This is a genomic window from Paenibacillus sp. NRS-1782 (assembly GCF_050467685.1).
GTDB lineage: Bacteria > Bacillota > Bacilli > Paenibacillales > Paenibacillaceae > Paenibacillus > Paenibacillus terrae_A.
Map to the genome: position 1 here is coordinate 24,526 of NZ_JBITPH010000038.1, position 11,866 is coordinate 36,391.

The 11,866-nt window shown below is 51.4% G+C and carries 11 protein-coding genes; all 11 read left to right on the forward strand.

The window, feature by feature from the left end:
• Nucleotides 1-51: 51 nt before the first annotated feature.
• Nucleotides 52-3,579: a transcription-repair coupling factor gene (mfd, locus tag ACIFQM_RS14170; protein ID WP_430039797.1), complete on the forward strand. Its 3,528-nt coding sequence runs from the start codon at nucleotides 52-54 to the stop codon at nucleotides 3,577-3,579.
• On the forward strand, nucleotides 3,563-4,681 hold the full coding sequence (locus ACIFQM_RS14175) for a foldase protein PrsA (protein WP_430039799.1): 1,119 nt from the start codon (nucleotides 3,563-3,565) through the stop codon (nucleotides 4,679-4,681). Before mfd ends, ACIFQM_RS14175 begins: the two co-directional genes overlap by 17 nt.
• Nucleotides 4,682-4,848: 167 nt before the next feature.
• Entirely contained in the window at nucleotides 4,849-5,391 is a 543-nt protein-coding gene (spoVT, locus tag ACIFQM_RS14180; RefSeq protein ID WP_134911735.1) for a stage V sporulation protein T, read from the forward strand.
• Nucleotides 5,392-5,533: 142 nt separating this feature from the next.
• Nucleotides 5,534-7,339, forward strand: coding sequence for a putative polysaccharide biosynthesis protein (locus ACIFQM_RS14185; protein ID WP_430065699.1), 1,806 nt, complete (start codon nucleotides 5,534-5,536; stop codon nucleotides 7,337-7,339).
• A gap of 163 nt (nucleotides 7,340-7,502) precedes the next feature.
• Nucleotides 7,503-9,002, forward strand: coding sequence for a nucleoside triphosphate pyrophosphohydrolase (gene mazG, locus ACIFQM_RS14190; protein WP_430039803.1), 1,500 nt, complete (start codon nucleotides 7,503-7,505; stop codon nucleotides 9,000-9,002).
• A 300-nt stretch (nucleotides 9,003-9,302) separates the two neighbouring features.
• The gene (locus tag ACIFQM_RS14195; protein ID WP_007428028.1) at nucleotides 9,303-9,575 is read left to right on the forward strand and encodes an HU family DNA-binding protein; all 273 of its coding nucleotides are present in this window, start codon (nucleotides 9,303-9,305) and stop codon (nucleotides 9,573-9,575) included.
• Nucleotides 9,575-9,853 carry an RNA-binding S4 domain-containing protein gene (locus tag ACIFQM_RS14200; RefSeq protein WP_430039805.1) on the forward strand — a complete coding sequence of 93 codons (279 nt, stop codon included), beginning with the start codon at nucleotides 9,575-9,577 and terminating at the stop codon, nucleotides 9,851-9,853. Before ACIFQM_RS14195 ends, ACIFQM_RS14200 begins: the two co-directional genes overlap by 1 nt.
• Before the next feature lie 149 nt (nucleotides 9,854-10,002).
• A complete protein-coding gene (gene yabP, locus ACIFQM_RS14205; RefSeq protein ID WP_014279048.1) occupies nucleotides 10,003-10,287 on the forward strand; it encodes a sporulation protein YabP in 285 nt (94 codons plus the stop codon).
• Nucleotides 10,284-10,862, forward strand: coding sequence for a spore cortex biosynthesis protein YabQ (gene yabQ / locus ACIFQM_RS14210; RefSeq protein ID WP_430047727.1), 579 nt, complete (start codon nucleotides 10,284-10,286; stop codon nucleotides 10,860-10,862). Before yabP ends, yabQ begins: the two co-directional genes overlap by 4 nt.
• Nucleotides 10,863-10,866: 4 nt before the next feature.
• A complete protein-coding gene (locus tag ACIFQM_RS14215) occupies nucleotides 10,867-11,196 on the forward strand; it encodes an FtsB family cell division protein (protein WP_430039809.1) in 330 nt (109 codons plus the stop codon).
• Between the two features lie 123 nt (nucleotides 11,197-11,319).
• Nucleotides 11,320-11,862: a S1 domain-containing RNA-binding protein gene (locus ACIFQM_RS14220; RefSeq protein WP_430065701.1), complete on the forward strand. Its 543-nt coding sequence runs from the start codon at nucleotides 11,320-11,322 to the stop codon at nucleotides 11,860-11,862.
• Nucleotides 11,863-11,866: the final 4 nt, after the last annotated feature.

The window sequence follows — 11,866 nt, forward strand, 5'->3', positions numbered from 1 at the left end:
TTCTTTTTCAGTTTACATGCAACTATTTATAAGCATAAAGGGGTGCCTTTTTTGTTACAAGCACTTATTCAGGCTTTTACCAAGGATGCTGATTATGCATCCATTGCAGCAGGTATATCATCAGGCATGAAGGAACAGCTCATATCTGGTTTGTCGGGCTCTTCCCGACAGGTACTGATGGCCGCGCTTGCCGAAGATACCGGACGACCGATCCTGGTCATGACGCACAACATGTTTGCTGCTCAAAAAATAGCAGATGATTTGCAGGAAGCGCTTCCTCCAGAACGGGTTTTGTTGTACCCCTCGAATGAGCTGGTAGCTGCTGAGGCCGCCATATCCAGCCCGGAGACGCTATCCCAACGAATTGAAGTATTGATACGATGCGCCCAGGGTTTTCGTGGGATTGTTGTCGTGCCGTTTTCTGGTGTCCGGCGTTTGCTGCCGCTTCCAGAGACATGGAGTGAAGCCCGAATCGAGCTGAGAGAAGGCGAAACGATCCAACTGGAGCCGTTTTTGCTGCATATGGTCGAGATGGGGTACCAGCGGGTGGAGCGTGTAGAATCACGTGGAGAGATGAGTGTCCGTGGCGGTATTATCGATTTTTATCCGATGACAACCCGTTGGGGCTACCGTGTGGAGCTGTTCGATGATGAAATTGACTCCATCCGTATGTTCGACCCGCAAGATCAGCGTTCGGTGGAAAAGGTGCAGGAAGTTACCGTAACGCCGTGCAAGGAAGTCATAGCGGATAACGCTCGTATGGATCAGGCGGCAGATGCCGCAGCGATTCTGTTGGAGGAGCAGCTCGGCAAAATGACAGACCGTCAGGCCAAGCTGCATCTGAAAGAAGAGATTCACCGCGAAATTGAGCTGCTGCGTGAGCATGTGTATTTTGACGAAATCTATAAATATATCTCGCTGTTGTATCCCGAACGCAAAACCTTGGCAGATTACATGCCGGAAGACACCATTCTGATCATTGACGAGCCTGCGCGGATGCTGGAAACAGCCAAGCAGCTTGAACGGGATGAGTCCGAGTGGAATCTGCATTTGCTTCAAAACGGTAAAACGTTACCGCAGCTAGAGCTGTCGGATAACGCGGACAATCTGCTGTATAACCGGAGATTCCAGACGTTGTTCCTGTCGATCTTTCTCCGTCAGGTTCCACATACACAGCCGCAAAATATTTTGAATTTCATCTGCCGGGGCATGCAGGATTTCCACGGTCAAATGAATGTGCTCAAGGCGGAAATGGATCGCTGGCGCAAGGCGGGTACACAGGTTATGATGCTGGCGAGTGGAGACGAGCGGCTGGATCGGATGCGCCGGGTGCTTCAGGATTACGGTATTGATGAGCCAACGATGGCTATCGGCAATTTACAAAGCGGTTTTGAGATGCCATCTATTCATTTGGTAGTGATTACTGAGGGCGAAATGTTCTCGCAAAAGCAACGCAAAGCACGCAAGCAGGGCCGCCATGTGGACAACGCAGAACGGATTAAGAGCTATAGCGAGCTGAAGGTGGGCGACCATGTCGTACACCAGAATCACGGGATCGGGAAGTACATGGGGATCGGTACGCTGGAGGTTGGCGGTATCCATAAGGATTACATGCACATTCTCTATGCGGGCGGCGATAAGCTGTCTGTACCGATTGAGCAGATTGACCTGATTCAGAAGTATGTCGGCTCAGAGGACAAGGAACCTAAGATTTACAAGCTGGGCGGAAATGAATGGACACGGGTGAAGAGCAAGGTTCGCAGCTCGGTTCAGGACATTGCTGATGATCTGATCAAGCTGTATGCAGAACGGCAGTCAGCGCCTGGTTTTGCTTTTGAAAAGGATTCACCGGAGCAGCAGGAATTCGAGGATATGTTCCCGTATGAAGAGACACGTGACCAGATTCGGGCGATTGAAGAGATCAAGAAGGACATGGAGCAGAGCCGTCCGATGGATCGTTTGCTGTGCGGTGATGTAGGCTACGGCAAAACAGAGGTCGCCATTCGTGCTGCGTTTAAGTCAGCCATTGAGGGCAAGCAGGTGGCCGTGTTAGTTCCAACGACGATTTTGGCACAGCAGCATTATGAGACGTTTCGCGAGCGCTTTTCCGGGTATCCATTCAATATTCAGGTGTTGAGCCGTTTTCGTTCGCGCAAGGAGCAGAATGAGACGATTAAAGGGGTTCGTCAGGGGACCGTCGATATTGTCATTGGCACCCATCGCCTGCTGTCGCAGGATCTGGTGTTTAAGGATCTGGGGATGCTCATTGTCGATGAGGAGCAGCGGTTTGGCGTGACGCACAAGGAAAAGCTGAAAAAGCTGAAAACGAATGTGGACGTGCTGACGTTAACGGCTACGCCTATTCCGCGTACACTGCACATGTCTATGCTCGGGGTTCGCGATTTGTCGGTCATTGAGACACCGCCGGAAAACCGTTTTCCGGTGCAGACCTATGTTGTCGAGCATAGTCAAACGTTGGTGCGTGAAGCGATTGAACGCGAGATGGCACGTGGAGGACAGGTGTACTATCTGTATAATCGCGTACAGGGCATTCAGGAAATGGCTGCCGAGATCAATGCGCTCGTGCCGGATGCCAAGGTGGGCGTGGGTCACGGTCAGATGTCCGAATCCGAGCTGGAGAAGACGATTTTAGACTTCCTGGACGGTGAATATGATGTACTGGTCAGCACCAGCATTATTGAGACCGGGGTGGACATTCCGAATGTGAATACACTTATTGTGCATGATGCCGATAAAATGGGGCTGTCCCAGCTTTATCAGCTGCGTGGGCGTGTAGGCCGTTCCAACCGGATTGCCTATGCTTATTTTACGTACCAGCGGGATAAGGTGCTGACGGAAGTGGCAGAGAAGCGCCTTCAGTCGATCAAGGAGTTTACGGAGCTGGGCTCCGGGTTCAAGATCGCGATGCGTGATTTGTCTATTCGCGGAGCGGGGAATTTGCTCGGTGCAGAGCAGCACGGATTCATTGCATCCGTCGGTTTTGACCTTTACTCGCAAATGCTGGCTGAGGAAATCAATAAGCGCAAGGTTAGCGTACTTGGAGAAGAGGATCTGTCGAATCGAAATTGGAGTACGTCCATTGATTTGGGCGTGGATGCTTACCTGCCGGGAGATTATATTTACGACAGTATTCAGAAGATTGAGATTTATAAAAAGGTTGCGGCAGTCAGCACGTTTGACGAGGCTATGGAGCTGGAGGATGAACTGGTCGACCGCTTTGGTGATTTGCCGGAGGCTGTGCGTCATTTGCTGGCTGTGGCCCGTCTCAAGGTATACGGACGCATGTATGGCATTGAGTCCATTGTCCAGCGGGATGACAACATCGTGTTGAAATTCCACGAAGGGCGCCAGCAGGCGGTACAGACCGCCAAGCTTGCAGAGATTGGCAATCGCTTTGAAAGACGTGTACAATTTGAACAGGGCACTCCTATGAGCGCACGTATCAAGGGCAAAGGTCTGGATGATCCACAGATACTAGAGCTGCTGGAGCAATTTTTGAGTGCACTAAAAGATGCATTCACATTGAAGGAGGAACTGCAAAATGTCACTACCAAATAAAAGAAAACCTTGGAGAATGCTATCGGTGGCCATTGCCGCGGTGCTGGCTATATCGGTGCTGGCAGCATGTACGAAGCAAGTCGAGGAGAGTAAGGTCAAGGACCAACCGAAGGACAGCAGTAAGGTTGTCGTGACCTACACTGGCGGAACCATTACAGAAAATGAGTTTAACCAGGAAATCAGTATGATGAAATTCCTGTATCCGGAATATGGAGCGATGCTTGCTTCGGATCAGGTGCGGGAGCAAATTGCCAAGCAAGAAGTGGTGTACAAGCTGCTGGCTGAAAAAGCAGACGATAAGTCCAAGGAACAGGGCGCCAAAGAAGGAACCGAACAACTGGAGCAGTATAAGAAGTCGGTCGGAGATGCTAAATTCAAGACATTTTTAAGTGATCAAAAACTGACTGAGCAGGGTGTGAAGGATTACTTTACCCGTGTGATGACGGTGATCAACAGTGAGACGAACAAAGTGACGGACGATCAGCTGAAACAGGAATTTGAGAAAAACAAAGATCAATTCACGACAGCAACCGTGCGTCATGTACTGATTAATTTCCAGGATCCAAAAACCAAAAAAGAACGCAAGAAAGAAGATGCTCTCAAGCTGGCCAAAGAAGTGAAGGCGAAGTTGGATGGCGGAGCTGATTTTGCGACGATTGCCAAGAAATACTCAGAAGATCCGGGTTCGGCTTCCAATGGCGGTTTGTATGAGAATGCATCCGTAGCTCAATGGGTGCCTGCATTCAAGGAAGCAGCCGAGAAGCAGCCGATTAATAAAATCGGAGATCCGGTGGAAACAGAATACGGATATCACATCATCAAGGTGGAATCCCGCAATGAACCTACGTTTGATAAATTGAAGGACAACGAGAAGGCTGCTTTGAAAAACAAGCTGGCTGGTGAAAGTATTCAAAACTTTACCGAAAAAGATTTGGCCAAACTTAATTTGAAATTCACCCTGCCGAAGGCACCTGCTACGCAAGAGAAAAGCGGCACCACACCGGGCGCTGGCAGCACAGCTACGCCTGAAGGCACTACAGGTGGAACAACTGATACCAAAGCAGGAACAGCCAAGGACGGAGCTACAACCGAAGGTAAATAACTGAACATGCATAAGGAATTGGGAACAGATGAATACTATGGTCAGATATCACCATAAACACCATGACCGTGACGTTCTTCGTGACCGCTTCCGGGGGAGCGGAAGCGTCTTTCGATACCGTCAGTAGTTTACTAAATTCTTCTTGAGAAAGTGGGGCAACATGTGAAATGAAAGCTACTGGTATAGTTCGCCGTATTGATGATCTGGGGCGGGTAGTTATTCCTAAGGAAATTCGCCGCACCTTGAGGATTCGTGAAGGAGATCCGCTTGAAATTTTTGTGGATCGTGACGGAGAAGTCATTTTGAAAAAGTATTCGCCTATCGGTGAACTTGGTGATTTCGCCAAAGAATACGCTGAGTCCCTGTTTGAAAGCACAGGCCATATTACGATGATTACCGACCGGGACACCATTATTACGGTGGCCGGAGGCTCCAAAAAAGAGTTTCTGGACAAGCCGGTCGGCAGTATTATCGAAGGTAGTATGGATAATCGCAAAACGGTACTGGAAACAGCCAGCGGCTCCTATGAGCTGACAAGAGACCACGAAGAAACACTTTCGTCCTTTGTGGCGGCTCCCATTGTTTCGGGTGGTGATCCTATTGGTTCCGTTGTGTTGCTGAACAAGGATGAAAACGTGAAGATGGCCGAAATGGAGATCAAAATGGCTGAAACAGCCGCTGGTTTCCTCGGTAAACAAATGGAACAGTAATCCCCCGGTCCGACCCTGTAAGACGTACTGAATGGCGAAAGCCGTCTGTCGTCTTGCAGGGCTTTTTTTCTTTCCAGAGAAAGAGGCGGTATAATAGGACTCGTGAAGGATGCATATTTCAGGTAGGAGTGGGGAACGGACGATGCAGGAAAATCGCGCTGCTTCGCGGCTACTACGGGGTGCTGTCATTTTGACACTGGCGGCGGTAGCGAGCAAGCTGATCGGCACATTGCAAAAAATCCCGCTGCAAAATATCGGCGGTGACGGCGTTTTCGGTATTTATAATACGGTTTATCCTTTTTATACGCTGTTGATTACTATTGCCGCTGCTGGATTTCCGGCAGCGATATCCAAATTTGTAGCAGAATATGAGGCGGTGGGAAACCGGGCCGCAGGGCAACGTGTAGCCCGATTGTCCTACCTTGTATTGGGCATGTTTGGTGTGATTCTGGGCGTGCTGATGTATACGTGCGCACCGCTGATCGGTCAGTGGATCGACAATGCTCATGTTATTCCCTCGGTGAGGGCGGCGGCCTTTGCCTTTTTGTTCGTGCCGGTTATGGCAGGGCTAAGGGGATATTTTCAGGGCTTGCAAAATATGATCCCGACCGCTGTCTCCCAAGTGACGGAGCAGGCGGTACGGGTGGGTGTGATGATCATGCTGTTGCTGGTTATGCTGTCGCAAGGAGCCGGACCCGATATGATTGCTGCCGGGGCTGTTTTTGGTTCTGCGGCTGGCGGGGCAGCGGGTCTGGTCGTCATGCTGCTATTCTGGCGCAACCACAGGAAGAAGCTCACAAGGCAAGGGAGGCTGTCTGAGCAGGCTTTGCAGGTCGCGGGGAAGACAGAACAGAAGGGCATACAGGAGACTGCGTCTGGACGTTCTGACGTCATAGAGAGAACGACGGACGATTGGGTGAGTGGTAGTCGTGCTGTCGTATCAGGTGTGCTCAAGAGTGCAGCAGGGACAGCGCAGGAGCGGGCTGGAGAAGCCCACCGGACGGAGAGCTACGGTGTTTTGCTAAAGGCATTGCTTCGTTATGCCCTGCCTGTTTGCCTGGGAGCGCTGGCGGTTCCGCTGATTAGCCTGGTGGACACGTTTACGGTGCCTCGTTTGTTAAAGCAGGAGGGCTTGGATGATACAGGAGTTATGGTGGCCTTCGGTGTCTATAACCGGGGTCTGCCGCTTGTACAGCTGGTGATGATGTTTGCCACTACGCTGTCGGCATTATTCATTCCGTCGCTGGCGGAAGCCCGGGTAACGGGCGGCACGGAGCTGGCCCGCCGCCAATGTGAGCAATCGCTGCGCTGGTTCTGGCTACTGGGACTAGCCGCCGCTACAGGCTTAATTGTGCTGGCGGTGCCCGTCAATGTGATGCTGTACGCGGACGACACCGGCAGCGGAGTCATGCGCTGGATGGCGCTGACCGCCGTAGGCGGCACGCTCAGCATCATCTCGGCGGCGCTGCTGCAAGGGCTGGGCGCAGTTCGCGCTCCAGCCTTGGCGATGCTCGCCGCAGCAGCAGCCAAAGCGCTGCTGAACTGGCTGCTCGTGCCGCAGCTGGGCACGGCTGGAGCCGCCATCGCGGGAGCCGCCGCCTATCTGCTGGCAGCGGCGATCAACATCGCGCTGCTTGCCCGCCTGGCGGGGCTGCGCTGGAGCTGGTCCGCCAGCGTGTTCAAGCCTGCGGCACTGCTTGTCGCCTTGGCCTGCGCAGCTGCGGCGGCGATGTGGGGCACCAGCGCCGCGCTGGGTGCCTTGGGTTGGGCCGCCGGAGGCCGTGCCACGGCGGCGGCGGAAAGCCTGCTGGGCGTAGCCGCAGGCGCCGTGGTGTTTGTGATCGGCCTCGCACGCTTGAGGCTGATCACAGAGGCGGAGCTTGTGGCGGTGCCCAAGCTCGGACGCCCGCTGGCAGCCGTGCTGCGCAGACTGCGCGTGCTGGCGTAGCCTTGTGGTTATGCCGCTTGCAGTTGCGCGGCGGAGGTAGCGATTTTATGAGCCTGTATATACTTTGTGGTATAGTAGTGCCAAAGCAAAGGAAGCGGAAGCAGGCAACGCGCCGTACATTGACGGAGTGTGTGCCACGTTTCAGCGGAACGGAGGATTGAACATGAGTGCAATACTAACAGTCGTAGGACTAGGCTCGGGAGACCCGGATCAGCTTACGATAGGGATATTGAACAAAATGCGGGGCGCTTCTGCGCTGTATCTGCGGACGAAGGAGCACCCGGTAGTTAAGGTACTGGATGAGTTTGGAGTGGCCTACGAGTCGTTTGACACCGTGTATGAGACCAAGGAATCTTTTCCAGAGGTATACGAGGAAATTACCAGTCAGTTGATAGCAGCGGCCGTTAAAGCTGTGGATGGAAGCGAAATCGTCTATGCGGTTCCAGGGCACCCGATGGTAGCGGAAGCGGCGGTGCAATTGCTCAAAGAGCGTTGTCCTGTGCAGGATATTCAACTGGAGATCCTTGGCGGTGAAAGTTTTCTGGATGAAGCTTTTGTGCGTCTTGGTTTTGACCCGATTGAAGGTTTCCAGTTGTTGGACGCAGGTACGCTGGATGCGAGCTGGCTTCAACCTCAGTTGCACACGTTGATCGGACAGGTATATGATACGTTTACGGCTTCAGATGTGAAGCTGTGTTTAATGGAGCGCTATCCTGATGATTATGAGGTTTATATAGGTCATGCGCTTGGCGTGGAGGGCGAGGAAGCGGTGCATAAAGTGCCACTGTACGAGCTGGATCGGGTGGTGGGCTACGGAAACCTGTCTCTGGTGTACATACCGCGTAGTGAGGATGATGCGCTAAAACGGCGTTCTTTTGACCGTCTGCATGAGATTGTTGATATTTTACGCAGTCCGGAAGGCTGTCCATGGGACCGGGAACAGACGCATCAGTCGATTCGCAAAAATCTGATCGAGGAAACCTATGAAGTCATCGAAACGATAGATGAGGACGATCCTGATCACATGAAGGAAGAGCTGGGCGACCTGCTGCTGCAAATTTTGCTGCATGCCCAGATGGAAGAAGAAGTCGGAACCTTCAATGTGTATGATGTGATTCAAGGGCTGAATGACAAGCTGATATTCCGCCATCCGCACGTGTTTGGAGACAATCAGGCGAAGGATGCGGAAGAGGCGCTGCAAAATTGGGAGCAAATGAAAGCCGAGGAAAAACGGATGAAAGGCATAGCTTCAGCACAGTCTTCTGTACTGGATGGTGTCCCGCGTGATTTGCCTGCGCTTATGAAGTCGTACAAGCTCCAGAAAAAGGCGGCGAAAGTAGGCTTTAACTGGGATGGCATTGAAGGCGTATTCGACAAATTGGACGAAGAAGTGGCTGAGCTGAAGGAAGCGGTCCGCGAAGGACATTCCGTGCAGGCGCAGTTGCTGGAGTTGGGCGACGTGCTCTTCGTTGCTGTGAACGCGGCCCGTTTTATGGGAGTTGATCCGGAAGAGGCACTGTCCGCCACCAACCGCAAATTTATCGACCGATTCCAGTACATTGAGAAAAGATTACGCGAGCAGGGACGACGTCCCGAGGATAGTAGCGTGGATGAGATGGAGACGTACTGGCAGGAAGCGAAAAAAACTCTTGGTAGATCTTAGGCCGTAAAGGCGGCAAATGCCTGTGTGGAGCTTGTCCGTTTGAGGAGACTTGCCAATGGGGAGGCTTTTGTAGTAGGATGTTGGCTTAACTGGGGTCGAATTAAAAAACGACTGCCATTGCAGGATTTTTAAGGCCTAGCCAGAATAACTTGTAGTAATTCTGAAATAACTGTAGCCTACGGGCAACTGTGTTCTAGTTGTATTCAGAGCGGCTTCGGCCACAGCTTGACCTCACTTCTGCCCCATTTATGGACATGCAGCGTGATGATTATTTTTTGACATTTGGGAGGCTTTTAACTTATGAACAAGACAGATCTAATCAACAATATTTCCAGCAAAAGCGGTTTGAGCAAACGTGACGTTGAAGCTGTATTGAATGGCGTACTTGGTGAAATTACAGATGCACTCGCCAGCGGCGATAAAGTGCAACTGATCGGCTTTGGTACTTTTGAAACGCGCAAGCGTTCCAGCCGTACAGGCCGCAATCCACAAACCGGCAACACGATTGAAATTCCAGAATCGACCGTTCCTGCTTTTAAAGCCGGTAATAAGCTTAAAGAAGCCGTTAACTAATGCGTCTTGATAAATTCTTGAAAGTCTCGCGGCTGATTAAGCGGCGTACGGTAGCCAAGGATGTCTCCGAACAAGGGAGAGTCATGGTGAACGGACGCGAAGCCAAGCCGAGCAGTGCGGTCAAAGTGGGGGATGAAATCACCGTCCAGTTTGGCCAGAAGCTGGTGACTGTGCGAGTGGAACGGCTCGCCGACACTACACGCAAGGACGAGGCTGCAAGTATGTACACTTTGGTGAAGGAAGAGCCCATTGCCAGAGACAATGGTTTGAACTGGTAACTGGAATCTAACTTTCTAATATGCTGTACATTAAAGCATCCCTTCATATTCTCATGAGGGGGTGCTTTTTCTTATGCAGTTTCTTTTCATGTAGTTCTAAATCCTGTTGTCCCCTTCATAAGCTAAGAACAGAAGGAGGGGTACATGCCATGATTGAACAAGGGAAGCCCAAACACCATGACCTGCGCATGCAAAGCCGAAAGCAGCTCGACATTTCAGGCGTCAGCAATGTGGAGAGCTTTGACAGTGAAGAGTTTCTGCTTCAGACCGAGCTGGGTCATCTCACCATTCGCGGACAGCATTTACATATCAAAAATCTCAGTCTGGAAGAGGGGCTGCTGTCCATTGAAGGTCTGATTACTTCCCTCGTCTACCTGGAGCCCGGGGCCCCGGCCAAAAACGGAAAAAGCCTATTCGGCAAGCTCTTCAAATGAACCCTCACACACAATGGCTGACATTGACGTGGATGCTGCTGTCGGGCATAGCCATGGGAGTGGTGTTCGACAGCTACCGGGTGCTGTCCATCCGCTTTCATTTTGCCCGTTGGAGCATTCATATGTTGGACGTGCTGTATTGGGTGGCCTCGACCCTGTTTATTTTCCGTGTGCTGTACGCGAGTAATCGCGGTGAGCTGCGGTTTTATGTCTTTTTAGGACTACTTTTGGGGGTTTGGCTCTATTTTTGGGCCTTTAGTGTTACAACCCAACGTTTTGTGGTAATGTTATTAAAGATAGTCCGCAGACTGACGTTGATCGTGAACAGCATACTGCGCATCCTGATTGTTCATCCGGTGTTGGCGCTGTATCGGCTGGTACGCAAGCTGGTCGGATGGACATGGGCACTTATTGTGTTCCTGGGAAGGATGCTGATATACATCTTGATGCCGGTTTGGAAGCCGCTCGTCTGGCTGATCGGTCCGCTTAAAGCGCGCTGGAGGACTCCAGAATTGCTTGTAAAGCTCGGCATCAGACTGAAAAACACAGCAAAAAGATGGTTTGGAGGGAGGTAGTATCATGCGTAATTCGTCTGTAGATCGCCATTCATCTCCTACGTCCAAGTCCAACGCGGGCGGGCGCAGGCGAATCATGATTTGGTTGCTATCGCTTGCCGCCTTTGGTAGTTGGGCTATTTTCACCTTTTTTTCTCAAGGTATGATTATGGCCGATCGAAGTGAACAGCTCACTCAGAAGGAAGAACAGAAGCAAGCTGCTACACAAACGGAACAACAGCTCCAAACTGAAGTGAATCGTCTCAAGGACCCCGAGTATATCGGAGAAATTGCCAGAAGCAAGTACGGTCTGTACAAACCGGAAGAGACGCCGATCATCGGGGAGCAGAAATAGGCGCATCATTGGGTCAATGCTTAGTTGACCTTGGTTCCGCCATTTTGTATAATCAAATCACCACAGCGGGATTTTTTTGCAAAAAAATCGGTTGTATATTTTAAGGGAGGATCATTTTATTCTATGGCAATTGAAGTGGGCACCAAGTTAGAGGGCAAAGTGACAGGCATCACGCATTTTGGAGCATTTGTGGATTTGTCTGGAGGTGTCACGGGTCTCGTTCACATCTCGGAAATCGCCGATAACTACGTTAAGGATGTTAACGATCACCTGAAGATTAATGATGTCGTGACGGTGAAAGTCATTAATGTTGACAAAGACGGCAAGATCGGACTTTCCATTAAGCAAACGATTGACAAGCCAGCAAGTGAAGCCCGTCCGCCAAGAGCTCCAAGACCGGAGCGCACAGGAGGACCAAGTGGAGGCGACCGTTTCGGCGGTGGAGGTTCAGGTCCAAGTCAAGGACGCGGCGGCGGCGGCGGTGGTGGTGGCGGTGGCGGTGGTTTCAACCGCGATCGTGGAGGCCGTTCGTTCAAGCCTGCACCGGGTAAACCTTCATTTGAGGATAAAATGTCACGCTTCCTGAAAGATAGTGAGGAACGCATTTCGTCGCTGAAAAAGAACACCGAAGGTAAACGCGGAGGACGCGGCGCGAAGCGTGTTTAATTCA

Coding starts and splice junctions, on each gene's coding strand:
- ACIFQM_RS14215 (WP_430039809.1), top strand. CDS start 10,867: ATGCGTAATTCGTCTGTAGATCGCCATTCATCTCCTACGTCCAAGTCC.
- mazG (WP_430039803.1), top strand. CDS start 7,503: ATGAGTGCAATACTAACAGTCGTAGGACTAGGCTCGGGAGACCCGGAT.
- ACIFQM_RS14185 (WP_430065699.1), top strand. CDS start 5,534: ATGCAGGAAAATCGCGCTGCTTCGCGGCTACTACGGGGTGCTGTCATT.
- ACIFQM_RS14195 (WP_007428028.1), top strand. CDS start 9,303: ATGAACAAGACAGATCTAATCAACAATATTTCCAGCAAAAGCGGTTTG.
- ACIFQM_RS14200 (WP_430039805.1), top strand. CDS start 9,575: ATGCGTCTTGATAAATTCTTGAAAGTCTCGCGGCTGATTAAGCGGCGT.
- yabP (WP_014279048.1), top strand. CDS start 10,003: ATGATTGAACAAGGGAAGCCCAAACACCATGACCTGCGCATGCAAAGC.
- ACIFQM_RS14220 (WP_430065701.1), top strand. CDS start 11,320: ATGGCAATTGAAGTGGGCACCAAGTTAGAGGGCAAAGTGACAGGCATC.
- spoVT (WP_134911735.1), top strand. CDS start 4,849: ATGAAAGCTACTGGTATAGTTCGCCGTATTGATGATCTGGGGCGGGTA.
- ACIFQM_RS14175 (WP_430039799.1), top strand. CDS start 3,563: ATGTCACTACCAAATAAAAGAAAACCTTGGAGAATGCTATCGGTGGCC.
- yabQ (WP_430047727.1), top strand. CDS start 10,284: ATGAACCCTCACACACAATGGCTGACATTGACGTGGATGCTGCTGTCG.